This window comes from Paraburkholderia sp. J67 (genome assembly GCF_905220265.1).
Classification (GTDB): Bacteria; Pseudomonadota; Gammaproteobacteria; order Burkholderiales; family Burkholderiaceae; genus Paraburkholderia.
Genome location: NZ_CAJMZK010000008.1, coordinates 19,168 through 43,574 on the forward strand (window position 1 = coordinate 19,168; position 24,407 = coordinate 43,574).

Sequence of the window (24,407 nt, forward strand, 5' to 3'; positions counted from 1 at the left end):
GGCGCGTTCGCAGTGAGGCTGAGTGGTGAGCGGCGTGGGCGTCAGGGCTGCCGCAGATCCAGCGTGAACGGAAATTCGAGGCTGCGCTTCGGTTGGGCGGCGTCGACCTGGCCGGGCGTGTGCCCGGTCGTGAAGAAGCGCGACCGACGCCGGCTTTCGGCCTCGTAGGCGTTGACCGGGAAGGTCTCGTAACTGCGCCCGCCCGGATGGGCAACATGATACTGGCATCCGCCGATCGCGCGGCCACTCCAGGTGTCGACGATGTCGATCGTGAGCGGCGCATGCACGCCGATGGTCGGGTGCAGCGACGAAGACTGCTGCCATGCGCGATAGCGCACGCCCGCCACGCTCTCGCCCGCGCGGCCGGTGGGCTGGAGAGGCAGCGCGTGACCGTTCACGGTGACGAGATGGCGGCTCTCGTTGATGCCGAGCACGCTCACCTCGATCCTTTCCACCGACGAATCGACGAACCGCACCGTGGTGCCCGCCGAGCCTTCCTCGCCCATCACGTGCCACGGTTCGAGACCGTGACGCAGCGTGAGCGCGATGCCGCTCGTGTGCAACTCGCCGACCAGCGGGAAGCGGAACTCGAAGTGCGGCGCGAACCAGGCCGCGTCGAGCGCGAAGCCGGCTTCCGCCGTTTCGGCCAGCACGTCGTCGAAGTCCATGCGCACGAAGGTCGAGAGCATGAAGCGGTCGTGCAGCGCCGTGCCCCAGCGCGTGAGGCGCTGCGTGTAGGGCGTCTTCCAGAAGCGCGCGACGAGGGCGCGCAGCAGCAGTTGCTGCGCGAGGCTCATGCGTGCGTGCGGCGGCATTTCGAAGCCGCGCAATTCCAGCAGGCCGAGACGCCCGGTCGGGCCATCGGGCGAGTAGAGCTTGTCGATGCAGAACTCGGCGCGGTGCGTGTTGCCGGTCACGTCGATGAGGATGTTGCGCAGCGCGCGATCGATCAGCCAGGGCGGCACGCGCGCGCCGCTGTCGGCCTGTTGCGACGCGCCGTAGCCTTGCAGCAGATCGACCTGGCGCTGGATCTCGGCAAAGGCGATTTCGAGTTCGTAGACCTGATCGTTGCGCGCTTCGTCCACGCGCGGCGCCTGGCTGGTCGGGCCGATGAAGAGGCCCGAGAACAGATAGGACAGCGACGGATGGTTGTGCCAGTAGGCCACGAGGCTTGCGAGCAGATCGGGGCGGCGCAGGAAGGGGCTGTCGGCGGGCGTCGCGCCGCCGAGCACGAGGTGATTGCCTCCGCCGGTGCCGGTGTGGCGTCCGTCGAGCATGAACTTCTCGGTGGACAGCGCGGTCTCGTGCGCGGCCTGGTAGAGGAATTCGGTGCGCTCGACCAGTTCGCCCCAGTTCGCCGAGGGGTGGATGTTCACCTCGATCACGCCGGGGTCGGGCGTGACTTGCAGCGTCTTCAGGCGCGGATCGCGCGGCGGCGGATAGCCTTCGATCACCACGGGCAGCGCGAGATCGGCTGCGGTCGCTTCGACGGCCGCGAGCAGGTCGAGATAGTCGTCGAGTTCGGCGAGCGGCGGCATGAAGACGTGAAGCTGGCCCTGGGCCTTGCCGAAAGCAGCCGCCTCGGCTTGCGGGCCGGCGGCGCGCGCGGGGTCGCGTACCTCGACGCACAGCGCGGTGCGGTGGATCCACGCCGCCGATTCGCCGCGCGCGGGGAATCGGCTCGTGGCGCTCGCGGCATCGGCGTCGCCCGTGGCGAGGGCGGCGGCCGCAGCGGTCGCCGCGCTTGCAGCCTGTGCGGCGCCCTGTGCGGCGGTATCAGCCTGCACGCCTTCGCCGCGATATTGCATGCGCAATTCGGCGGCGCTGCGCAGCGGCGCCTGGGCGGCGAACGGATCGCGCGTGTGCTGCCACGGATAGTCGGCGGCGGAGACCCACGGCAGCGAGTCGAGCGGCAACCGGTAGCCCATCGGCGAATCGCCGGGGATCAGATACATGCGTTCGTCGCGGAAGAACCACGGGCCGCTCACCCAGCGCGGCCCTTGCAAGGCGGGCTGCGAGGACGGCTGTGAAGCCGTGGGCGCGAGCGGCAGCACGTAGCCCGTAACCGCGTCGAGGCCCGAGTCGAACACGCGGCGCAGGCGCAGGCGCTCCATCTCGTCCTCAAGGCGCGAGTCGAACGGGTCGACGTTCACCGGCAGGCGGCGTTCGCGCCACAGGTAGTACCAGGTGTCCTCGTAGCCGGTTTGCACATGCTTCGGGTCGACCGCGAGCTTCGTCGCGAGATGCGCGATGAAGCGCTGCGCGTCAGCGGCCGAGTGATGTGTGCTGCTGCGCTCGTCGGCGAAGAGTGACGGATCGTGCCAGCACGGCTCGCCGTCCGCGCGCCAGAACAGCGACAGTGCCCAGCGCGGCAATTGCTCGCCCGGATACCACTTCCCTTGGCCGATATGCAGGAAGCCGAGCGCGCCGTAGCGCGCGCGCAGCTTGTCCATCAGCGAGATGGCGTAGCGGCGTTTGGTCGGGCCGAGCGCGTCGGTGTTCCATTCGGGCGCGTCGCGGTCGCTGGCGGCCACGAAGGTCGGCTCGCCGCCCATCGTCAGGCGCACGTCCGCTGCGACCAGCGCGGCGTCCACCTGGTCGCCCATCGCCTGCATCCGCTCCCATTGCTCGTCGGTGTACGGCAGGGTCACGCGCGGCGTTTCCTGCACGCGCGTGATGGTCATGGAGTGCGAGAACTCGACCTCGCAATCGTCGAGCGAGCCCGAGATCGGCGCGGCGCTGCCCGGCTCCGGCGTGCAGGCGACGGGGATATGCCCTTCGCCCGCGAGCAGGCCCGAGGTGGGATCGAGGCCGATCCAGCCCGCGCCCGGCAGATAGACTTCGCACCAGGCGTGCAGGTCGGTGAAATCGGCTTCGGCGCCTTGCGGGCCGTCGATCGCCTTGACGTCGGGCGTGAGCTGGAGCAGGTAGCCCGAGACGAAACGCGCCGCCAGACCCAGTTGACGCAGCGTTTGCACCAGCAGCCAGCCGGTGTCGCGGCACGAGCCCGAACCCTTTTCCAGCGTCTCTTCGGGCGTCTGCACGCCCGGCTCCATGCGGATGAGGTAGCTGATGTCGTGTTGCAGCCGCTGGTTCAATTCGACGAGGAAGTCGATCGTGCGGCGCGGCGTGCGGTCGATCGACTCGACGAATTCCGCGAAGCGCGGCGTCGGCGCGCTGCGCACGAGATAGGGCGCGAGTTCGGTGGCAAGCTCGGGCGAGTAGGCGAACGGAAAGCGCTCGGCGCTCGGCTCCAGGAAGAAGTCGAACGGGTTGTAGACGGCCATCTCCGCCACCAGGTCGACCGTGACGCGGAACTCGCGCGTTGGCTCGGGGAAGGCGAGGCGGGCCTGATAGTTGGCGAACGGGTCCTGCTGCCAGTTCACAAAATGATCGGCGGGCTCCACGCGCATCGAGTACGAGAGGATGGGCGTGCGGCAATGCGGAGCGGGGCGCAGCCGCACCACGTGGGGTGCAAGATGCACGAGCCGGTCATAGCGATACTGCGTGACATGGTTTAACGCGACACGGATGGACACACCCGACTCCTCGTTCGACAGGGATGAAATGATTGGAAACGCGCAGGGCGCGTGTACATGATGCGCACGGCGCGAGTGGCGCGTATGACAGCGCGCGCATTTGCGTGGCGCGGCACGCGGCGTGCTTCTGCTGCTTGAGCGATTTGAGCGGCTTGAGCGATTTGTGCGATCGACTGGCTTTGCGCACCCACTACAGAAGCGACAGGAAAGCGGCCATGAAGACGTTTCACTGCGACCACTGCAATCAACTGGTGTTCTTCGAGAACGAGCGCTGCGAGCGCTGCAATTCCCGGCTCGGCTACGTGCCGCAAAGCGGCGACATGCACGCCTTCGAGGACGCGGGCGACGGACGCTGGCGCAGCCTGCATCCGCAGACGCCGGGCGCACTCTTTCGGCAATGTAACAACTACGCGCTGGAAAACGTCTGCAATGGCATGATCCCCGACGACGAGGCGCACGCGAACGACACGCTGTGCCGCGCCTGCCAGTTCACGCGCACGATCCCCAATCTCACGCGCGCGGAGAATCGCCTCTACTGGTATCGGCTGGAAACGTCCAAGCGGCGGCTGCTCTACACGCTGGGCGCGCTCGGCCTGCCGCTGGTCACGCGCGCCGAAGACCCCGAACACGGCTTGCAGTTCGAGTTCCTCGAAGACATGGCCGACGGCCAGGCGGTCCTGACCGGCCACGATCACGGCCTCATCACCATGAACATCGCCGAAGCGGACGACGCGCACCGCGAAACCACGCGCGTCTCGCTGCACGAGCCCTATCGCACCTTGCTCGGCCATTTCCGGCACGAGGTCGGCCATTACTATTTCGACCGTCTGGTGGCGGGCACGCGCTGGCTCGAACCGTTCCGGCAGTGTTTCGGCGACGAACGCGCCGACTATGCCGAGGCGCTCGCCACGCACTACGCCAACGGCCCCGCCCCGGACTGGGCCGAGCGCCACGTGAGCGCTTACGCATCGGTCCATCCGTGGGAAGACTGGGCGGAGACGTGGGCGCACTATCTGCATATCGTCGATACGGTGGACACGGCGGCGGCCTGCGGCCTCACGCTCTTGCCCGCGAGTCCCGACGAGCCGGTGCTTACCGATCAGACGCCAGTCGACGAAGCGAGCTTCGACAGCCTGATGGCACGCTGGTTTCCGCTGACCTATGCGCTCAACAGCCTGAACCGTAGCCTCGGCATGCCGGACGGCTACCCGTTCACGCTGGCTTCGCCCGTCATCGACAAATTGCGTTTTGTTCATCGCGTCATTTCGGCGGCGGCACGAGGCGCTGACGATGCGCTCGCCTCAGGCGGCGGCCGCGATCGGCTCGGGGATGGCGGGGCGCACGAGATCCCGGCCGACCCGCCGCGATAGATCGTTCACGCGCGCGATCAGCGCGCCCAGCCAGCTGCGCAGCTCGCCGGGCTGGGCGGCCGTGAGCCATTGCGCAAGCGGCGCCTGCCGCACCTCGTCGCACAGCTGTAGCGCGAGGCGCTCGGTCTGCACCGATTGCCCGTTGCGCAGGCGCACGGCGATGCGGCGGATTTCCTCCAGACTCGCGGCAAGCGAGCCGGGCCAGTCCTGGCACTGGATCAACAGCGCGGCGATGCGGGCGGGCGCGATGGCGTCGCGATAGACCTCGCGATAGGCGTCGAGTGCCGAGACGGCTTGCAGCAGCGCGTTCGCGCCGTGATAGTCGAAGCTTTTTCCGGCGCGAGGCGGCTCCAGCAGCTCGCAATGCGCTTCGAGCGTGCGCGCCATATGATCGGCGCGCTCCACGCAGGCGCCCAGGCGCAGGAATTCGGCGGTCTCGTTTTGCACCGGGGCGGCCAGTTGCACGCCGCGCGCGAGATGCAGGCGCTGCTTGACCCATTCGAAGAAGGCGTACGGATCGTGCTCGTGCAGACCATCCGCGAGCAGGCGCTGCACGTCGAGCCACGTGGCGTTGAGCGACTCCCACAGCTCGGCGCTCACGCAACTGCGCACCGCGCGCGCATTTTCGCGCGCAAAACGCAGGCTGCTGACGATCGACGAGGGATTCGCCATGTCGGCGCCCAGATACGCGATCAGTTCATTGCGCTCGATGCCGTGCTGCGGAAGTCCGTAGTGCTCTCGATAGTGATCGGTGAGACCCACGATCGACAGGATCGCGAGCCAGCCTTGCGCGCTGTCCTCGCCCGGCGCTTCGTGCGCCGGCAGCAACGAGCGCTGATACTGCGCGTCTAGCAGACGCGCGAGATGATCGGCACGCGCCGTGTGGCGGGTCATCCAGAACAGATGTTCGGCAGTGCGGCTCAGCATGAGGCCTCCGGTTTGGCGTGGGCGCGTGCGTGCAATGTGAAGCGGTTCGATCGTTCGGATTGCAGATTGATGTGTGGCATGCGGGCGGTTATCGCTCCAGCACCCAGGTATCTTTCGTCCCGCCACCCTGGGACGAATTGACGACCAGCGAACCTTCGCGCAGCGCAACGCGCGTGAGGCCACCCGGCACCATTCGCACTTCCTGACCCGACAGCACGAACGGCCGCAGATCGATGTGGCGTGGCGCGATGCCGCTTTCGACCCAGGTGGGGCAGGTGGACAGCGAGAGCGTGGGCTGGGCGATGTACTTGTCCGGGTTCGCCACGAGCGCCGCGCGGAAGTCTTCGATCTCCGCGCGCGTCGCCGCCGGCCCGATCAGCATGCCGTAGCCGCCCGCGCCGTGCGTTTCCTTGACGACCAGCTCCGGCAGATGATCGAGCACGTAGCGCAGATCGTCGGGCTTGCGGCACATCCACGTGGGCACGTTGTTCAGCAACGGCTCTTCGCCCAGATAGAAGCGCACCATGTCGGGCACGTAGGGGTAAATCGACTTGTCGTCGGCGACGCCGGTGCCTACTGCGTTGCAGAGCGTGACGTTGCCCTTGCGATAGACGTTCATCAGACCCGCCGCGCCGAGCGTCGAATCCGGGCGGAACGCGAGCGGGTCGAGGAAATCGTCGTCGACGCGCCGGTAGATGACGTCCACGCGCTGCGGGCCCTGGGTCGTGCGCATGTAGAGGTGATCGTTCTCGACGAACAGATCCTGGCCTTCGACCAGCTCGATGCCCATTTGCTGCGCGAGAAACGCGTGCTCGAAATAAGCCGAGTTGTACATGCCCGGCGTGAGCAGCACGACCGTGGGATTATCCGTTCCCGCGGGCGCGGCGGCGCGCAAGGTGTCGAGCAGCAGGTCGGGGTAGTGCGCGACGGGCGCGATGCGATTGCGCACGAACAGGTCGGGAAAGAGCCGCATCATCATCTTGCGGTTTTCCAGCATGTACGAGACGCCCGAGGGCACGCGCAAATTGTCTTCGAGCACGTAGAACTCGCCCTCGCCCGCGCGCACGATATCGATGCCGGCGATATGCGCGTAGATGTCGCGCGCAACGTTGACGCCCTGCATCTCCGGCCGATACTGCGCATTGCGAAGTATTTGCTCGGCGGGAATGATGCCGGCTCGCACGATCTCCTGATCGTGATAGATGTCGTGGATGAAGCGATTGAGCGCATTCACGCGCTGGCGCAGACCGCGTTCCAGCTTCGCCCATTCCTCGCGCTGGAAGATGCGCGGGATCACGTCGAAGGGAATGGTGCGCTCGGTGCCCGCGCCAGTCACATCCTTCTCGCCATACACGGCGAACGTGATACCCACGCGCCGAAAGATCGTATCGGCTTCCGCGCGCTTCTTGTGCATCTGATGCTCGCTCTGGGCGCGCATCCACGCGAAGAACTCTCGATAGTGCGCGCGCGGCTCGCCAGTATCGGCAAATGCCTTGGCCGCCACGCCCCGAACATCGAACTCCCCGTACTCGAACATCTCGTTGAAGAATGTTTGCGTCATATCCGTTCTTCCGTTCGCTGCTTCCGTCGACTGTGTCTGGCAGATTGTGCCCTGACCAGCGTTGGCTCGTTGCGCGCAAGCGTGCTGCTCTCGATCGGTGACGCCTGAATGTCGTCGACGCACGCCGTTGAATGGCGTTTTTATCTGCGTCAGCGGATTCGCCGGATCGGAACATCGGTGCGCGGCACGCGTCGCGAGGACGCGGCCGGCACGCACGCCGCAGCTTCTGCTACGCCGGGTGATCGGGCTAAATGGTGCAATGCAACTTCCGTGCCGATGCGCTCTAAGTGATGCTGTGCAGCGCGTTTTGCGTGCACACCGGCGCGGCGCCCGCTGTGCACGATGCGTGACGCATCGAAAGCGGGGCTCGCGCGGATGCTCAGCGCGTACGAGGCACTAAATCGAGGCGTAATCCGGCGGTGAGCGGTAGAGGGCGCGGGGCGCCATGCTCGATGATGGTGCGCGTGACCCGATCGGCCGCCGGGTGCTGGCGGCGTGGGAGATCACGTGCTTCATGACGGGGCGGTTTGCGATGGCGGCGGCGCTGGCATGGCGCGGCCGCGTGGGTCGACCGGCAGTCGACGCGGGCTGGGGGCGGTTCGGAATCGCGGATGAGTCCATATGCGACAAATAATCGAAGAAACGGCGCGATGGCTGGCGCCCAATGCGCGCAGCCGCTGGCGTCAGCGCGCGTTCTTGTTGTCTTCGTATATAAGGCCCGCCGAGCGTTTCAGGATGATGACAAGGGGGAGGTTTGTCTGGATTCTCGAACGCCGAGTTGATCGAAGCGTCGCCCTTGAGCGCCTCGCTGCGAAAGGGCGTATCAACCCTTGCACGGTGGTTATGTCCGAAGCATTTTTTCTCTGCATTTCGGATTTCCCTGATTCTTACCGTCCCTTTCTCCGTTGAGTATCTTCAGCCGATCTGGTCGGAGAGACGCCCACAACCGGATCCAAAAGCGGGATTCAAAAGCGCGGGCCCTGGATGGCCCGCGCTCAACTCACTGCTGCGTGGCATCCTGCGCGTTGAAACCGCCGCCCAGCGCTTTGGTCAGGGCGACGTCCTGGCTCATCCGCGCGCCGTCGATCAGCAGCAACGCGGTTTGTTCCGCGATCAACGGCAGGCGCGCCGCTTCGGCGATGACGCGACTCGCCAGCCCTTGCGCGTAGGCCGCGTCGGCGGCATCCAGCGCGAAGCGCGCCGCCTCCACCTTCTGGCTTTGCAACTGGCGCTCCTCGTCGAGCGTTTGCAGGCGATTGCCGCTCACTGCTACGTCACGCACCGCGTCCAGCACCGCCTGGTTGTATTGATCGATGAGGATGTTGCTCGCAGCGCGTGCGCCATGCAGATTCGCGTTGAGGCGCCCACCGTCGAAGATCGGCAGATACAGGCCCGGGATCAGGTTGATCTGCTGGCTGGCGCTGCGAAACAGTTTGCTGAGCTGAATCGTGTCGAGGCCGAAGAACGCCTTGATGTCGATGCTCGGATAGAACGCGGCCTTGGCCGCATCGATTTCGCTGAACGAGGATTGAACGTACCAGCGCATGGCTTGCAGATCCGGGCGGCGCGCAAGCAACTGGTAGGACAGTTCGTGGGGTAGGCCGGTAGCGGCCTGGGGCAGCGGCGTCGCGACGATGTCAGGCAAGCCGTCGGCGCCGGCGCCGAGCAGCGCGCGCAGCGTTTCGCGCGTCTGGGTAATCTGGCCTTTGGTCGAGGCGATCTGGCGGTCCACCGCCAACAATTGCCCGCGTGCGCCACGTAGCGAAACTTCGGCTTCGAGCCCGGTTTTGCGTTTGCCCTGATGCGCTTCGGCGGCGTACGCCAATACCGTACGCGACTGTTGCAACAGGTCCAGCAAGGCGTAGCTGGCCTGCATGCTGAAATAGAGCTGGGCGACGCCCGTGGAGAGTTCGAGCTCAACGGCCGAGGCTTCGGCGGTACGCGCATTCTTCGCGCCGATGGCCGCCTCGACCAGCGATCGCTGGCGGCCCCAGAGGTCGATGCTGAGGTCGGCAAACAGGCCGATCGTGCCTTCGGTGTACCACGGTCCCGTCAAGCCCAGCTTGGGGTAATTCAGCGCGTAGGGACCGAGAAAACCATCTGCCGAAGCACGCTGCCGATTGAGAAAGCCGAGCGCCGACACCTGGAGATTGGAACCCGCCTTGAGGAGTTCGACCTGGGAGCCCGACTGGGTCACGCGGGCCTGCGCCGCGGCAAACGTCGGCGAGTCCTTGAGCGCGCGCTCGATCAGCATGTCGAGTTGCGGGTCGCCATAACGTTTCCACCATTGGGCGTCCGGCCAGCCGTCGCGAGCGAGGTGGATGTCGCTTGCCAACTGGATTTGTTCGGGGGCGAGCTGGGCGACGGGGGGCGTGTCGTGGTGCATCAGCGCACAGCCTTGCAGCAGGGCTGCGAGGCAGGCCGCCGCGATGACAGGTGTCTTGTTCATTTCGTGATGCGCTTGGGTGTGTTGCGGGTTTCAGTGCGAAGGCCGTCTGTTTCGGTCGGGTTGGCGTCGTTGGTGTCCCAGCCAGGAAGCGCCGCCGCGTGAAGCGCGAGGCGCTGCATGTGCGCGACCAGCGCCGCCGCAGCGGGTTCTACGGTTTGCCGGGCCTGAGTGCTCAACTGCGCCTGTTCCCGCAAGGGTGGCTCGCCGTGCTGGGCAATGCGTTGTGCGTAGAGTTCGATCAGGTTGGCGGTTTCGTCCTTCAGGCGCTCGACGGCCGCATCGGTGGCGATGGCCGCGCCGACGTTGGGCCGCCCGTCTGGCAGGCCGCTTGCCAGCGTCTGCGCACGGACCAGGTCCTGGGCCACGAGCAGATCGCGGCTGGCGGCGAGGAGAGTGTCGGCCTGCTCGACCAGCTTTGCCAGCGCGCCGCGCCTGAACTGACGCTCGTAACGCACGCGCTCGACCTGCATGGTGCAATCGTTCAGTGTTGACCAGCACAGCATGTTCTGCCGGTCGTAGGCCAGCTGCGCCATCGGATCGTTGCGACGCACCGGCGCGCGCACGAGCGCCGCGATCGCCTGCATCAGCGAGGCGAGTTTGCTGCGGGCGTTGCCGCCTTCGCTTTCGGGCCACAGAAACGAGTAGACGAGCCAACAGATACCGACGCCCAGCATGATGCCGACCATGCGATCGCGTATTTCGGTGAGGTCCGTGCTGGGTCCGAAATGCTCGAGCAGCGCCAGCGAGAAGGTTGCCGCTCCCTGTGTGCCGATGTAGGCGAGGCGTTCAGAACCTGCGGCTACCCAGGCGCCCAGGCCGATGACCGGGATCATCGCGAGCAAGAGGCCGAAGATCGTATCGATGCGAGGCATGACGAGGAGAAAGACCAGCAGGGCGCAGAGGCTGCCCGCGAGCGCGCCGTAAAACCGCAACGTCATTTGCCGCACCGATGTGCCGAGTCCCGGCAATGCGACCATGCCGCTCGTGATCAGAATCGTGTGGATGCCGGGCCATTGAAGGACATTGAAGACGAAGTAGCCTGACAAGCCGCAGATGAGCACCTTCAGCGCGAAACGCACGTAAGCCGGATTGGTCAGGGCGTCGGGTGCGACCAGCGGTTCCTTGACGGGCGCAGGCTCTCGTTCGGTCACGCCTGCATTGTCGAAGTGACCGAGCGCTTGCAGGGTGTGATAGAGATCCTCGGCCTGCGACAGTGTTTGCAGGGCCGCGCGCTCCTGCGGCGCCGGCGCCCAGGCGAGCTGAAAGGGTGTCCCGTGGGTGATCGCCGCGTCGAGTGCCAGCAACGCTTCCTGCAAGCCTTGCAGCGCGCTGCGCAGGGCGGGAGAGGAATCAGGCAGCGTGGCGGGCAGGGTATTGCAGACGCGCTCGACGTGCGACACGGCGGCCACGCAGGATTGCAGATACAGGCGTGCCGTGGCGTCCTTCGCATTGCCCATGCTCGCGAAGGGAATCAGGTTCTGCAACGTGGTCGATTGTCTTTGTAGCGCCTGCACGGACAACGGTGCGGCGGCAAGCTCGCCGGCCGCGAGCCGGCGCAGACGCTCGATCGCCCGCCCGAGCTGCCGATGCGTTTCGTCCCGCAGCTGACGCAGCGGATTGGCCGAAGGAAAGAGCGTATTCACGAGCAGCGCAATGACGCTGCCATAGGTGATGGCCGCGATGGACCACAACACCTGCTTCACGAGGTATTCGGCTTGCCCGGTGAGGTCGGCGAACGACTGGGCGTAGAGAATCACCAGCGCCGGGCCGAGCAGGATCGCGCCCGCCTTCGACACGCGAACGCAGAACATGAAACTGAAGAACAGCACCGCCGAGGTGACGATGCGCAACAGCGGATAGTCGTAGGTGAAGTTCAGCAGGATGACTAACAGGACAACGGCGATCGTGTCCGCGATGGTGAGCGCGGCGAAGATCACGCGCGTCATGGCGACGTTGGCCTGGACCGTGAAGAAGATGGCGACCAGCGCCATCACGGTGTACGGAATCTGGAGCGTTTCGCCGATGATGATGGCAATGGCCGAAGCGAGCGTCAGGCGCAACGCGAACTGGCCGCGGCCGGGGAAGGGCGCCAGTTCCGCGGCGAGCGCGCGCAGCCGGGTCAAGGTGCGGTCTGCAAGCGGAGTAGTCATGCGCAGCGTCCTGACTCAATGCGAAGACTTCGCGGTGCCGGGTTCGAGCCTGACCACGGCCGAGGCGCCGACGCGGAACAGGTCGGGGTTCGGTGCATCCACGCGGATCTTGACCGGGAAGCGTTGGGCCACGCGCACCCAGTTCAGGCTGCGCTGGATGCGCGGCAAGCCTTCGAGCACGAGGCCGCCGTCGTCCGGCAGCACGCCATAGCCGATCGAGTCGACGTGACCGCGAAATATCTGCCCCGTGTCGGCCATCAGATAGACGGCGGCGGGCGTACCGGCGCGAATGCGGCCGAGTTCCGTTTCGCGGAAATTGGCGACGATGAACCAGTTGCGCGTGTCGATCAACGTGAAGACGGGTTTGAGCGGAGACGCGAACTGGCCGGCTTTCGTCTTCAGCGACACCACGCGTCCGTCGAACGGGGCGCGCACCGTCGTCATGTCCTTGCGGTATTCGGCCAGGGCGATATCGGCGAGCGCGACCTCGCGCTGGGCGACCAGGGCGTCGACGCCGGTCACGGCGGCCGACGCCTGCTGTGCCTGCATGCGCGCGGCCTCCAGTTCCGCTTCGGCAGAACGCTGGGCCGTGCGGGCGCGGTCGACCTCCTCAGCGGAGACGTAACCTTTGGAGAGCAACGGTTCGGTGCGTTTGAGCGTCTGGATCGATTGTGCGGCGGCGGCCTGCGCGCGCGAAACGGCGGCGCGTGCGGAGTCGGCGCCGTACTGCTGGGCCTTGACCGTTCGCTGCATCATCGCGATCTGGGTATCGAGTGCGGCCAATGACGCCCGTGCACGTGCGAGTTCGTCGTCGTAAGGGCGCGGATCGACCTGGAACAGGATGTCGCCCTGCTTGACGGCCTGACTGTCGCGCACCGCCATCCCGACGATGCGGCCGTTCACTTCCGATACGACGTCGACCGAATCGGCGTAGGCATAGGCGTCGTCGGTGCGTGGCGAGGCGTCCAGCTTCCAGAGTACGTAGACCAGCACGAGGAGCGTGACGAGCACGAGGAGTGCCGGGACGATCCGGCTGGCAATGGGATTCGGCTTGCTAGCCATGAGGTCGATCCGAGATTTCAGGAGTTGAAGATGAACAGCCAGACGAGCAGCGAGAACAGCGTGATCAATGCCGAATTGACGATGAGGGGCGGACCTAACAGGCGTTCGCGTTGCAGGTGGACCAGCACGCCGTGCACGATCAGGGTTAGCAACAGACCGCCCACCAGGCTGAACATCCAGTCGGGGAAAAAAGCCCCCAACACGCTGATGGATGGCGACGCCGAGCAGCCAGCCAGCGCGGTCAATGACAGGGTGGAGAGTACGCGCGCGGCGGCGCTGCGTCGGCGCACAAGCCATGCGCCTGCCGGATTGCCGATGGGTTGAAAGCCGTCTGGTTTATTGAGTCGGAATAATCGTTCGGCGTGCTTGATAGTGAGGAATCTCATGGATAAAGAAGCTGCGCGAGTCGGACTGCGTAGGGTGGTCGAGGCGGGCGGTATGTGGCGCGAATCCGCGCGAATAGCGTTTGCTGCGCGGACTGGTATGCGTAGCCAAATCAGGTTTCCGCTATGTTAAGGAGAATTTCACAAAGCGGTTCCGGCGACGACAAAAACCTAGACGTACCGCAAACAAATGAGCTCTCGCTTGATTGCGAGCGGTGAAGTCTCCAGAAAAGTGAGCACGTTCTGGCGGTGACTTCACTCCTCTTCCTCACAACTTCTATCGTGGCGGTAAGTCACGTAGCGGCCCATCGGCCCGGAATAAATGCATTGAAAGTGCGCGATATCCTGCGCGCAAGCAAGGTGCCGATCAACAGGATCCGGATAATGCCGCCTGCTTGGGACTCTGAAATCATATTCGTCGCTATGCGAGGAAACACAAAATGAAGCGAAACGTGAAAAGAAAATTAGGCATGCTCTTCATTGCCGCGATTGCATCGTCGGCTGCGCAGGCCGAGACGTCGCCGAAGCCCGTCGTGCCGGTCACGGCCGATAACTTCAATCGCGCGGAATCCGACCTGTATTTCGCCGAGAGCGTCAAGGAGTCCGGTGGCGTGGGCATGATTTTTCATCATCGCGATGTCATGCCGATCGACAAGCAGACCGTAATCCGCGCCAATCGGGATACGGCTTATTCATCGGGCGTTTTCGATCTGGACGCGGGGCCGGTGACGGTGACGCTGCCTGACACGCATGGGCGGTTCATGTCCATGATGGTCCTCAACGAAGACCAGTATTCGATCGAGACCGTGTATGCGCCGGGTGCTTATACGTACTCGAAGGACAAGGTGGGAACCCGCTATGTGATGCTGGGGCTGCGTACCTTCGTCAATCCGGATGATCCGAAAGATCTTGCGAAGGCGCACGCGCTGCAGGATGCCGTCAAGGTCACGCAGCATAGCCGCGGTACCTTCGAAGTGCCCAACTGGGACAAGGTCAGTGAGAAGAAGGTTCGCGACGCCTTGTTGGTGCTTGGGTCCACCATCGGCGACACGGAAGGGATGTTTGGTCCAAAGGGCGCGGTCGATCCGATCCGTCATCTGATCGGCACAGCGACGGGTTGGGGCGGGAATGCTCCGAAGGATGCAACCTATATTGCCGTCGTGCCGGCGCGCAATGACGGCAAGACGATATACCGACTCAACGTGAAGGACGTGCCCGTGGATGGTTTCTGGTCGATCAGCGTCTACGATCGCGACGGCTACTTCCAGAAGAACACGCTAGGCGCATACTCGCTCAATAACGTGACTGCGAAGAAAAGTGCGGGCGGTGCGGTCGATATCCAGTTCGGTGGCTGCGATAGCCATGTGGCGAATTGCTTGCCGATCACGCCGGGCTGGAATTACTGGGTTCGCCTCTATCGTCCGCATGAGTCGATTCTCAACGGCACCTGGAAATTTCCCGAGGCTCAGCCGAAAGACTGATTGAGCGGTGCGGTGACCGGTAGCGGCATCAGATGAAAGATGCGCGGAAAGCACGGCAGCGAGTTCCCTCGACTCGCCCCGTGCGTACCTGTGTACCGCGGGCGGTCTGATCTACGTATTCCAGATCACGGGGCGGCCCAGCCTCGACCACTCCTCGAAGCGCGGTGCAAGCAGTTCCTCCACCCGGCTACGCTTGACTTTCAAGGTTGGTGTAAGCGCACCGTTCTCGACGGACCACGGTGTTTCGCAGATAACGATGCACTGAAGTCTTTCGTGCGGATCGAGACTGGCGTTGATCTGCTCCAGGTGCGCGGCGAGCGACTGCGCCAGGGCATCGCGTCCGCCAGCGTGGCGCGATCCGTTGAGCGCCGTTTCAGTGAGCACCGCGAGCGCCAGCGGTTGATGCAGCATCGCGCCGGCCACAAGGCAGTTCTCCAGTGCGGGATGCGTCAACAAGCGATTCTCGATCGGTGCAGGCGCAACATACTTGCCCTTGGTTGTTTTGAAATTGTCTTTCACCCGGCCCACGATCTTCAGGTTGCCGTGGGTGTCGAGTTCGGCCTTGTCGCCGGTACGAAACCAGCCATCGTGGGTATAGGCGGCGCGGGTGAGTTCCGGGGCCTCGAAATAGCCGAGCATGAGCGAAGGCCCCCGCATCTGCACTTCGCCGGTTGCCGGATCCAGACGCACGTCCAGTTGTGGATAAGGCTTGCCCACCGTGCCTGGATAGAACTCGCCTGGAAGCGTCGAATGCGATGCGGCGGCGTTTTCGGACATTCCGTAGCCTTCGGTGATCAGCAGGCCCAGGCGGTTATACCAGCGCAGCAATTCCGGCAGGATGGGAGCCGTTCCGGACACAGCGAAACGAACCTCGGCGAGCCCGAGACCTTCCAGGATCTCCTTTTTAACCTTCTCACCGGCTTCGGGCGTGGCCAACAGGCGCTCCAGTTCGGCCGGCGCGATCTTCGCGCTCACGCCTTCCTGAAATTTCGCCCATAGACGCGGGACGGAAATGAAGATGGTCGGCTGCGCACGGCGCAAATCGGCGCCAAAGGTAGCAAGTGTGTCGCCGAAGTAGACGCGCGAGCCGCCCCACAGGGAGCCGAGTTCGACGAGCACGCGTTCGGCGAGATGTGCAAGAGGCAGATAGGACAGCATGCGATCCACGTCGCAATAGCGAATGCGCGTGCTGATCATGGAGACGGCCGCCGTCAGCGTCGCGAAGCTGTGCATCACACCTTTGGCTACGCCCGTCGTGCCCGATGTATAGACGATGGTGGCGAGATCGTCGGCGGAGCGTGTGCGTTCGCCTTCCATGGGCGCGGTGGTCGCCATGATCTCATCCCATTGCAGCGCCTCGATCGCGGGCGCGAGGGGCAGGGCGATGCGGGTGAGCCTGGCCGGGAGTGCCGGCTCGAAGCGCGCCCAGTCGTCGAGGCGGCCGACGAAGCACGCGACGGCACGCGAATGCGCAAGGATCTGGCCGGCGTTCTCACCGGTGTTGGCGGGAAAAAGTGGGACCGTGACATGACCCGCCATCCAGATGGCCAGGTCGGCGATGATCCAGTGCGCACTGTTCTTGCCGAGAATTGCGATGCGCGATCCGGCCGGCCATCCCTGTTGCGAGATCCAGGCTGCCATGCGCCGGGCTTGCGACGCCGCGTCGCGCCACGTGTAGTGAGTCACGCTGTCGCCCGAGGGTTGCGTCAGCCAGATCGTGTCAGGACGAGTGCGCTCGTGGTGATAGAGCTGTTGCAGCGGCAGCGCGTCAACGGAAGGTAAATTCAATCTTGTCTCCTCATAGGGCTGCGTTTTTTTGCCCTTTTTCCGGCGCTCCGCAAACATGGATGCCGTCGTTTTTCATGATGCTTGCTTCAAGCCCCACGTCAGGACTCATTGCACGATTTGCGCCTCCGGGAACGTCCACGTGGCCTTGACGATCTCCTCGCGCGGCCGATAGAGCCGGACGGTGTAGTTCCAGCCGTTCATGACAGGCAGGCAGTTCGAGGTCGTGCCGTCGCAGCCGCCGAACTGGATCGCGATGGAACCGTCATCGCTTTTCTTTGCCGTGATGTTATTGATCGAATAGGCATCGTAGGGGTTGAGCTGGAAATGCCCCTCGCCGTTATAGACGGTGACCGACCAGAAACCGTCGACCGGCACGTCCTTGACCGTGAGCCGGTAGCGAGTCGAGCCGTCGTTGCGCGGCGGCGTCACGTTGAGATAGATCGCATCCTTGTCGGGAATGCCACCCCACGCCGCGGCGGTGGCGATGAGATGGCGAACCGGGTCGACTTCCGCCGCGGTGCCGAACGCGTGGCGGAAATCCGGTAGCGTCGAGCCGAGGACGAGCAACGCGTCGTGAATCTTTTTCCGGCTCTCGCCATCCCATGCCTGCGTCTCGAATTGTCCGACGCTGGCCTGGTTCACCTGGATGGCGTCCTGTAACTGGTGAACCCGTTCGAGATCCTTGGGATCGGACGGATCCACCAGGGTGCGTACAGCCAGGATCGCGTAGCGGGTTCCTACCGACTGCCGCGTGAACGTGAACGTTCCCGGCGCGCTGACGACTTTCGGCACATAGTGGTCCTGGTTGATCACCTGCAATTCCATGAATCGCTTTGCGTCGGGCAGCGTGACGCTCAACGGCGCGGCGTCGAGGTCGAATACGCCTAGCGAGTACAACGTGTCGCGATTCGGCCGGGGGACGCCGGCCTCGCCAATGCGCGCGACGTTGCGGCTATGCACGAGTTTGCCAAACTTGCCTTGCTTGACATACGCCGCAAAGTACTTGTCGGACTCGGCCCTCGCGAAGTTGTCGACCGTCACGGCCGTCGCCTGAGGCGCAGCGGTTTGAGCATGCGCGTGGCTGGTGGCCAGAAACACAAATGCCAGAGCGGCGCCCGTCGATTTCATCCTCGTTTTCATGCTTGGATCTCAGGTTAAGGGGGTGATCGGCACGACAACTGCGTGGTGAGACTCGCGCTTGAGCTTTAACGCACCTGTTCGAGTGGCGGAAGCTTCCAGTCTCCGTCGTATGCTGCTGGCTTGGGCGCATAGAGGCGCACAGCCACGGAGAACTGCCCCTGCGGTGCCGGGAGCCAGTTCGATTCCTTGTCCTTCCCGGGGGATTCGGTCTGGATGTAAATGCTCAGCCCGCCGTCGGCGTCACGCTTCAACGACGGCAGCATCGGCGAATTGATGAGATAACGGTTCAACGGATTGGCGTATAGCAGGCTCGCCGGCATCTCGTACAGCGTGACTGACCAGAAGGCGTTGACCGGCGGCAGTTGCTCCTTCGCGAATCGCAGGACATAGTCGTGCGAGCCACCGTTGAGCGGCTTGCCGTCGCCACCGAGGATGTAGCCCGTGTAGACGGCTTCTTCCTGGTCCTGGCCGTAAATGCCGAATACCGTGCCGGCCATGCGATAGAGATAGTTGTTCTTCAGGGCCGCGCGCGATCCGAGTATCTGGCCCGCCGTGATCTCGTGGTGAGCGAACTTCTTGTGCACCGCGTCCAGTTCCGTCCACGCGTCGGCCATGCCCTCGCTGATAGCCTGCTGGACGTCGGCGGGGAATGCCTTGAAGTCGAAGGATTGTCCCGCACCAATATTCAGCTTCGCGAAGCGCTTCATCAACTCGACTTCGGTGGGATTGGTCGGACAGAAATGCAGAACGAAGTTTAGGACGTCGAAGAATTCAGGCGACGTGCGCTCCTGCTTGTTCGTGAGCGGCTTGATGAAATCGATGACGGGAGCGGCAGGCGGCGGCGTTTTCCCTTCGAATTGCGACAGCGTCTGGACCTTGTAGCCGGCCTGCACCTTCTTGACGTTGTCGATGTCGCCCGGGTTGAACAGTTGGGTGCGATAGAAAACGAAAGCAAACTGTGTTTCCGAGCGGATCCCTTTCTTGATGCCCGGTGGCGGCGTGCCGTGCCAGTCCGGGCCGGCAAGCAGGAAATTGCCTGCGCCGTTGCCGGTGGTACGGGTGCCGATGAAGGCGAAGTTGAACGTGTATTGATCGACAAACTGCACCGAATACCAGCGCTTCTCGTCGATTTCCGGCACGCTGATGACGAGCGGTTCCGCGCGCAGGTCGGCGCCGACATAGGAATAAGGCGTATCCGAATTAGGCGTCTGGATGGCCTTGTCCTCGGGCGTGTACAAGCGGGCGTTGTTGACCAGTGTGTTCCACGGCGCCTTGTATTCACGACCGGTCTTGTCGACGAAATAGGAGTGCTGGATGCGGTAGTTGTCGACGAGCGGATAGCCGTAGACGTAAGCATCGTGGGCAATGCTGCGGGCCTCGGCGGGGGGCAATGTTTGCGTCTTCCCCGGTCCAGAAAAGCTGAGCAGTGCCGCAGCGGCAATGCAAAAACGCAGAATGGATATTTTCATTTTCTACCTGCTGGAAAGAAACGTCGTCGGGGTGTCGTGCACATTCGGCATAAGCACACGGCATAAAGTAAGTGCACCGAAAAATCTGTCTGGCTGACCTGCCCAGGAAGCATAGCGCTTCAGCTTCATGGACCCATCCGACGCTGACGAACGAGAGGGCTTGTTCAGGGCAAGTGCGGGTTGCACGGGACTTGTGCTGGGCTGTTCGCTCTGGGGCGCCTTGTGGCCGTGGGCTCGTGGCCTTGTTGGCAATGGCAGGCAAGCGCAATGCTGGATTCAGGTTCATCGGCCAGTTTACCTGGCGCTTCGAGAACGTTCGAGGCGCCAGGATAAGTTTCCCTAAGTCGGTTTGACGTTCGTCAGCAGTATGTCTCGTTTGCAAGCCGTCGCGGCGTGCTGCGGCTCGCGGTGCTCGCACACTTCCGGCGAGATCAGAACAGGTGGCTGATCCCGACGGCGAACAGCGTTTGCGACGCTCCCGGTCCGTTCGCCGAATTCCCCGGCCAGGTCACGGTTGCGGTGCCGTTGTTCTTGATGTAGCCAACGCGGCTATAGAGCGAGGTCCTCTTGGAGATGTGGTGGTCCACGCCGATCTCATAGCCGATCGAATTGTCGTGCGCCCCCCGCACGCTGCGCTGGAGAACCGCCAGTTCGATCTCGTCCGCGGCGCTTGCCTGAATCGTCGCACCGAGTTCCATGTAGCTGAGCGAATGCGCGATCGAGGCGAGCGGTAGCGTCACGCGACCCGGTACGACGGTCACCATTGCGTTTGGCGATATGTCGGCGGGACGCGAATAGGTGTAGTTGAATTGCAGGTTGACGATGCCAAAGCGATAGGCGAGCGCCGCCGTATAGTGATCGGTTCCAACGAGGTCGAACGTCGTGGCCGGCAGCGGTTGCGGTGCGAGCTGCGCGGTTTCCTGTCCCCCATGCTGCTTGAGGTAGGCCAGTGCTGCGTACAAGCCGTAGCCCTGATACGAAACCGCGAGGTCGAGCATGTTGCCGGACTTCGTGGGGATAGGCTGCGACGAGGTCGTGGGAAAGCCGTACATCGCGTAGAGCTTGACGCCGCGCATGTTGGGCGACTGATAGAAGATCGTGTTGCTGATGCGGCCGGGCGCGTATTGCGTCGCCAGGCTATTGCGATCGGACGCCGCGGCAAGATCGAACGCCGACAACGGGGAGAGCACCTCATTGCCGCGGAACGGCTCGGCATAGTAGACGGCCCAGAAGCTCGGCTGGTACTGGCGTCCGAAGGTCAGCGAGCCATAGTCGTCATGCTTGAGGCCTACCCACGCCTGCCGGTAGAACAGCACGGAACTGTCGGCGACCAGACCGCCGTTATTGATGTTGAAGCCGGTCTCCAGATCGAAGACCGCCTTCAGCTTGCCGCCCAGTCCCTCCGTTCCCTTGAAGCCGATCATCGAGCCAGTGGAACCGCCACTGCGCTCGGCGAACGAGCCTTTGCCACCGTTATTCATGTACTGCACGAAGGTGTCCGCAACACCGTACAGCGTGACGCTGCTTTGTGCCGATGCAGCGCCGGCCGCCAGTATCAATGTCGCGCCGCAGATGCCTTGATTCACGAAACGCATACAAGTCTCCTCCTGGTCATTGTGTTTTTTTGCCCTGCGGTGTCGGCCATGCACGGGCGTCAGCGTGTGCCGCAGTCGATATCGAGCGTCAGGGCATTCAGATAGGCGTTCTCGACGACGTGCTGGACCAGCGCCGCGAACTCCGTGGGTTTGCCCATGCGGCGCGGGAACAACATCATGTTGACGATCGCTTCCGACACCTTGGGCGGCATGCCCGACGACATGCCCGATTCGAACAGTCCCGGTGCGATGGACACTACGCGGATGCCGTGCTCGGCGAGGTCGCGTGCAATTGGCAGCGTCATGCCGATCACCCCCGCCTTGCTGGCGCTGTAGGCGGCCTGACCCATCTGCCCCTGGCGGGCCGCGCCCGATGCCGTATTGATGATGACGCCGCGCTCCCCGGTGTCCTCCGGCTCGTTTGCGCTCATGGCGAGCGCCGCATGGCGAAGGACGTTGAAGGTGCCGGTCAGATTGACGCCGAGCACGCGGTTCCAGAGTTCGGTCGGAAAGATCTCTCCCTTCGAGAGGGTCTTGGACGGGCCCAGGATGCCCGCGCAATTGACGGCCACATGCAGGCGGCCGTGTTGCCGGACGACGCGCTCGATGCCGGCCTTGACGCTGGCCTCGTTGGACACGTCCACCGCGATGCCTTGCAGGTCGGGGCCCAGTGCATCGTCGAGCTTTGCCTGGTCGAGATCGAAGCCAACCACTTTCGCACCGGCGGCAGCGAGTGCCTTGCAGGTGGCGAGGCCGAGGCCCGAAGCCGCGCCGGTTACGACGACAATTTTCTCGGACAGATTCATGTTCGATTGCTCATTCGTTAAGTGATACTAATGATTGATGGCGGGGCGGGAAACGTCGTGGCTTGCCTGGCGATCAGACTGATCGCCAGTGACTCTTACGGTATTTGCCGCGCAATTCCCACGCGTCGTTCAGCGTCCGAGGATCGTGATGCAGGCCACGGCTTCTTCCACGCCGTAAAGACCGCCGCCGTTTTCCGCTACCGCGATGCGCGCGCCGTCCACCTGGCGTGCGCCGGCTTCCCCGCGCAACTGGGTCACGAGTTCGTGGATCTGGGCGAGGCCGGTAGCGCCGACCGGATGCCCCTTCGACTCGAGCCCGCCGGACGGATTGACGGGAATGCGTCCGCCAATCGTGGTGTCGCCGCGTTCGGAAAGCAGGCCACCTGCGCCGAATTCGCAAAAACCGAGGTTTTCGATCTGGACGATTTCGCCCATTGCGGTCGCGTCGTGGACTTCCGCCACCGAAACGTCCTTCGGGCCGACGCCCGCGATCTCATAGGCCCGGCGCGCCGCGCGTACGGTCACGTGCTGCTCCAGATCGGACGGCGCGCGGTCGGTGCCGGTCTGGATGACCGAGGCGAGCACACGGATCGCCCGCCGCGGGTCGATGTCGAGGCGCCTGAGCGCGTCGCCCGTGCAGACGATGGCCGCCGCCGCGCCGTCCGAGACCGGCGAGCACATGGGCACCGTGAACGGATAAGTGATCGGCGCGGCGGCGAGCACCTCTTCGATCGTGTACGCATTGCGGTATTGCGAAAGCGGATTGTGAACCGAGTGCTGATGGTTCTTGGCCGCGACGGCGGCGATCTGCCGCTGGGTCGTGCCGAAGCGCTTCATATGCGCCCGGCAGAAGGCCGCGTAGACGTCCATGAACACGCTGTACGGCTTAGGCGAGGTCGTGCCCGGCGGGATCGGCAGCCCTTCGCCGATCTGGCGCAGTTCGGCAAAAATCGCCTCGGCGCGCGACACGTCGAGCGCGCTGTCGAACACCGAAAACATGCGTTGCCGGTCTTCCGTGAACATCTTTTCCGCACCGATGGCGAGCGCGACGTCGCCCGCACCCGCGAGCAGATGGTTGACGGCGAGCACGAAGGCGCTGCTGCCGCTTGCGCAGGCATTCTCGACGTTGACGACGGGGATGCCGCCAATGCCCATGTCGCGCAGCGCGATCTCGCCGCGGATCATGTGCTGGCCGTCCATGTGCCCTTGCGAGGCATTGCCGTAGAAGGCGGCATCGACCGCTTCCTTCACGATGCCCGCGTCCTTGAGCGCCGCCTGCGTGGCGCCGCGCACCAGCGATTTGATGCTTTGGTCGAGCAGACGGCCAAACGGCGTCATGCCGATGCCCACTACATAAATGTCTTTCATGTAAATGTCCGGCGCTGATTGCCGTTCCGTGACTGGGTTGGTATGTAGCTTACTCATGAGTAGAAACTGTGTCTACGGGGAAGGTTTTTAGGTTTACCCCAGGGCTTTGACCTTGCCGTCGGACTTGAGAATCGTTTCGTTATGCTGACCGATTGCCGGAACCCCGGCGGTCGGCCCGGGATGTTCTCCGTCATCGAATACGAGTGGCTGGGCGACGTACCACGACTCGTTTCCATCGCATTCGGCGACGCGCTGGAACATGCCGCGCGCATGAAAGTGCGGATCCTTCGTCACCTCCTCAAGGCTGTTGACCGGCCCCCACGCCACACCGGCGCGGTCGAGCAGCGGGCCCCATTCGTCGCGCCCCCGCTTGAGGAGCGCGGCGGCAATCAGCGGGCGCAACTCTGGCTCTCTGACCGTGCGCTCCATGCTGCCGATGGCGGCAAGCGCCGGCAGTCCGAGCACTTCGCACAGCGGCGCCCAGAACCAGTCTTCGTGCGTGACTGACAGGGTGAGGAGACGACCGTCGGCGCAGGGGAACACACCGTAGGCCGGCTGCCCGTTGATCTGCGTCATGCCGAGTTCACCGCCGTTCATCAGCGGGCCAAGGAATACGCTCATCCACGAGACGAGGCCGTCCGTCATCGAGACATCCACATATTTCCCGCGCCCCGTGCGCACGCGTTCGAGCAGCGCCGCCAGGCAGCCGGTCACGGCGAACATGGCCGATGACAGATCGCCGATGGCGAGTTCGGGCGGCAGTTCGGGCTGGCCAGTGTGCGCCTGCCGGTGAAGCAGGCCGGCAATGGCCTGATAGGACAGATCGTGGGCGGGGCGGTCGCGATACGGACCCGTCTGACCGAAGCCGGTAATGGAAACGTACACCGCGCGCGGATTGATCCTGCTCACGTCTTCGTAACCGAAACCGAGCCGCGCCATCGTGCCCGGGCGGAAGCCCTCCATGAACACGTCCGCCGATTCGATGAGCTTGCGCAGGTCCGCGCGATCCGCGTCGAGCTTGAGATCGAGCGCCACCGATCGCTTGCCGCGGTTGAGCGCCGCGTGGAAATCGGCGAGCTGGCGGGCCGGATCGCCGCCGCGCGGGCGCTCCACGATGACCACGTCGGCGCCTAGATCGGCGAGCACGAGCGTGGCGTAGGGGCCGGGGTACTGCTCGGCCATCGTAACAATGCGGATTCCGGCGAGCGGCAGGCTCATGCTTGTCTCCTTTGGGTCAGATCAAGGGTAGGGTCTGGCCGTATGTTCGCACGATTCTACTTGTGAGTTAATAAAAAATCGCATGAGTAAATTCGATGTCG

General features: G+C 64.0%; 16 protein-coding genes. 2 read left to right on the forward strand and 14 right to left on the reverse strand.

The features are described from left to right. Positions 1-41 precede the first annotated feature (41 nt). Positions 42-3,539: a transglutaminase family protein gene (locus U5782_RS16810; protein ID WP_322044986.1), complete on the reverse strand. Its 3,498-nt coding sequence runs from the start codon at positions 3,537-3,539 to the stop codon at positions 42-44. Positions 3,540-3,754: 215 nt separating this feature from the next. Here U5782_RS16810 and U5782_RS16815 point away from each other — a divergent pair, with 215 nt between their 5' ends. After that, positions 3,755-4,909: a putative zinc-binding metallopeptidase gene (locus tag U5782_RS16815; protein WP_322044987.1), complete on the forward strand. Its 1,155-nt coding sequence runs from the start codon at positions 3,755-3,757 to the stop codon at positions 4,907-4,909. Here U5782_RS16815 and U5782_RS16820 read toward each other — a convergent pair. The 6 genes from U5782_RS16820 to U5782_RS16845 form a co-directional block, all read right to left on the reverse strand. Next, positions 4,841-5,836: an alpha-E domain-containing protein gene (locus U5782_RS16820; protein WP_322044988.1), complete on the reverse strand. Its 996-nt coding sequence runs from the start codon at positions 5,834-5,836 to the stop codon at positions 4,841-4,843. The genes U5782_RS16815 and U5782_RS16820 overlap by 69 nt on opposite strands. Positions 5,837-5,924: 88 nt before the next feature. Beyond that, entirely contained in the window at positions 5,925-7,397 is a 1,473-nt protein-coding gene (locus tag U5782_RS16825) for a circularly permuted type 2 ATP-grasp protein (protein ID WP_322044989.1), read from the reverse strand. Positions 7,398-8,397: 1,000 nt separating this feature from the next. After that, complete coding sequence (locus tag U5782_RS16830) at positions 8,398-9,846, reverse strand: MdtP family multidrug efflux transporter outer membrane subunit (protein WP_322044990.1); 1,449 nt, start codon at positions 9,844-9,846, stop codon at positions 8,398-8,400. Beyond that, the gene (locus U5782_RS16835) at positions 9,843-11,996 is read right to left on the reverse strand and encodes an FUSC family protein (RefSeq protein ID WP_322044991.1); all 2,154 of its coding nucleotides are present in this window, start codon (positions 11,994-11,996) and stop codon (positions 9,843-9,845) included. The genes U5782_RS16830 and U5782_RS16835 overlap by 4 nt, the downstream gene beginning before the upstream one ends. A gap of 15 nt (positions 11,997-12,011) precedes the next feature. Continuing rightward, positions 12,012-13,058 carry a multidrug transporter subunit MdtN gene (mdtN, locus tag U5782_RS16840; RefSeq protein ID WP_322044992.1) on the reverse strand — a complete coding sequence of 349 codons (1,047 nt, stop codon included), beginning with the start codon at positions 13,056-13,058 and terminating at the stop codon, positions 12,012-12,014. 17 nt (positions 13,059-13,075) lie between these two features. Then, positions 13,076-13,444 (reverse strand): YtcA family lipoprotein, encoded by a 369-nt coding sequence (locus tag U5782_RS16845; protein ID WP_322044993.1) that lies wholly within the window; start codon positions 13,442-13,444, stop codon positions 13,076-13,078. Between the two features lie 467 nt (positions 13,445-13,911). Between U5782_RS16845 and U5782_RS16850 the strand changes: the two genes are divergently transcribed. Then, positions 13,912-14,922, forward strand: coding sequence for a DUF1254 domain-containing protein (locus U5782_RS16850; protein ID WP_322044994.1), 1,011 nt, complete (start codon positions 13,912-13,914; stop codon positions 14,920-14,922). A 111-nt stretch (positions 14,923-15,033) separates the two neighbouring features. Here U5782_RS16850 and U5782_RS16855 read toward each other — a convergent pair whose 3' ends face one another. From U5782_RS16855 to U5782_RS16885, 7 genes are all read right to left on the reverse strand, one after another. After that, positions 15,034-16,767, reverse strand: a complete 1,734-nt coding sequence (locus U5782_RS16855) for an AMP-binding protein (protein WP_322044995.1) — start codon at positions 16,765-16,767, stop codon at positions 15,034-15,036. Positions 16,768-16,815: 48 nt separating this feature from the next. After that, positions 16,816-17,850 carry a DUF1214 domain-containing protein gene (locus tag U5782_RS16860; RefSeq protein WP_322044996.1) on the reverse strand — a complete coding sequence of 345 codons (1,035 nt, stop codon included), beginning with the start codon at positions 17,848-17,850 and terminating at the stop codon, positions 16,816-16,818. Positions 17,851-17,915: 65 nt separating this feature from the next. Further along, positions 17,916-19,319, reverse strand: coding sequence for a DUF1254 domain-containing protein (locus tag U5782_RS16865; protein ID WP_322044997.1), 1,404 nt, complete (start codon positions 19,317-19,319; stop codon positions 17,916-17,918). A gap of 431 nt (positions 19,320-19,750) precedes the next feature. After that, entirely contained in the window at positions 19,751-20,914 is a 1,164-nt protein-coding gene (locus U5782_RS16870) for a porin (RefSeq protein ID WP_322044998.1), read from the reverse strand. Between the two features lie 59 nt (positions 20,915-20,973). Then, complete coding sequence (locus tag U5782_RS16875) at positions 20,974-21,720, reverse strand: SDR family NAD(P)-dependent oxidoreductase (protein ID WP_322044999.1); 747 nt, start codon at positions 21,718-21,720, stop codon at positions 20,974-20,976. 129 nt (positions 21,721-21,849) lie between these two features. Further along, positions 21,850-23,088, reverse strand: coding sequence for a thiolase family protein (locus U5782_RS16880; RefSeq protein WP_322045000.1), 1,239 nt, complete (start codon positions 23,086-23,088; stop codon positions 21,850-21,852). Positions 23,089-23,181: 93 nt separating this feature from the next. Beyond that, the gene (locus U5782_RS16885; protein WP_322045001.1) at positions 23,182-24,306 is read right to left on the reverse strand and encodes a CaiB/BaiF CoA-transferase family protein; all 1,125 of its coding nucleotides are present in this window, start codon (positions 24,304-24,306) and stop codon (positions 23,182-23,184) included. Positions 24,307-24,407: the final 101 nt, after the last annotated feature.

What these genes read in the sequence shown, in the direction of transcription:
- U5782_RS16815 (WP_322044987.1), top strand. Translation starts at nt 3,755, where the DNA reads ATGAAGACGTTTCACTGCGACCACTGCAATCAACTGGTGTTCTTCGAG.
- U5782_RS16820 (WP_322044988.1), bottom strand. Translation starts at nt 5,836, where the DNA reads ATGCTGAGCCGCACTGCCGAACATCTGTTCTGGATGACCCGCCACACG.
- U5782_RS16825 (WP_322044989.1), bottom strand. Translation starts at nt 7,397, where the DNA reads ATGACGCAAACATTCTTCAACGAGATGTTCGAGTACGGGGAGTTCGAT.
- U5782_RS16830 (WP_322044990.1), bottom strand. Translation starts at nt 9,846, where the DNA reads ATGAACAAGACACCTGTCATCGCGGCGGCCTGCCTCGCAGCCCTGCTG.
- U5782_RS16835 (WP_322044991.1), bottom strand. Translation starts at nt 11,996, where the DNA reads ATGACTACTCCGCTTGCAGACCGCACCTTGACCCGGCTGCGCGCGCTC.
- mdtN (WP_322044992.1), bottom strand. Translation starts at nt 13,058, where the DNA reads ATGGCTAGCAAGCCGAATCCCATTGCCAGCCGGATCGTCCCGGCACTC.
- U5782_RS16845 (WP_322044993.1), bottom strand. Translation starts at nt 13,444, where the DNA reads ATGAGATTCCTCACTATCAAGCACGCCGAACGATTATTCCGACTCAAT.
- U5782_RS16850 (WP_322044994.1), top strand. Translation starts at nt 13,912, where the DNA reads ATGCTCTTCATTGCCGCGATTGCATCGTCGGCTGCGCAGGCCGAGACG.
- U5782_RS16855 (WP_322044995.1), bottom strand. Translation starts at nt 16,767, where the DNA reads ATGTTTGCGGAGCGCCGGAAAAAGGGCAAAAAAACGCAGCCCTATGAG.
- U5782_RS16860 (WP_322044996.1), bottom strand. Translation starts at nt 17,850, where the DNA reads ATGAAAACGAGGATGAAATCGACGGGCGCCGCTCTGGCATTTGTGTTT.
- U5782_RS16865 (WP_322044997.1), bottom strand. Translation starts at nt 19,319, where the DNA reads ATGAAAATATCCATTCTGCGTTTTTGCATTGCCGCTGCGGCACTGCTC.
- U5782_RS16870 (WP_322044998.1), bottom strand. Translation starts at nt 20,914, where the DNA reads ATGCGTTTCGTGAATCAAGGCATCTGCGGCGCGACATTGATACTGGCG.
- U5782_RS16875 (WP_322044999.1), bottom strand. Translation starts at nt 21,720, where the DNA reads ATGAATCTGTCCGAGAAAATTGTCGTCGTAACCGGCGCGGCTTCGGGC.
- U5782_RS16880 (WP_322045000.1), bottom strand. Translation starts at nt 23,088, where the DNA reads ATGAAAGACATTTATGTAGTGGGCATCGGCATGACGCCGTTTGGCCGT.
- U5782_RS16885 (WP_322045001.1), bottom strand. Translation starts at nt 24,306, where the DNA reads ATGAGCCTGCCGCTCGCCGGAATCCGCATTGTTACGATGGCCGAGCAG.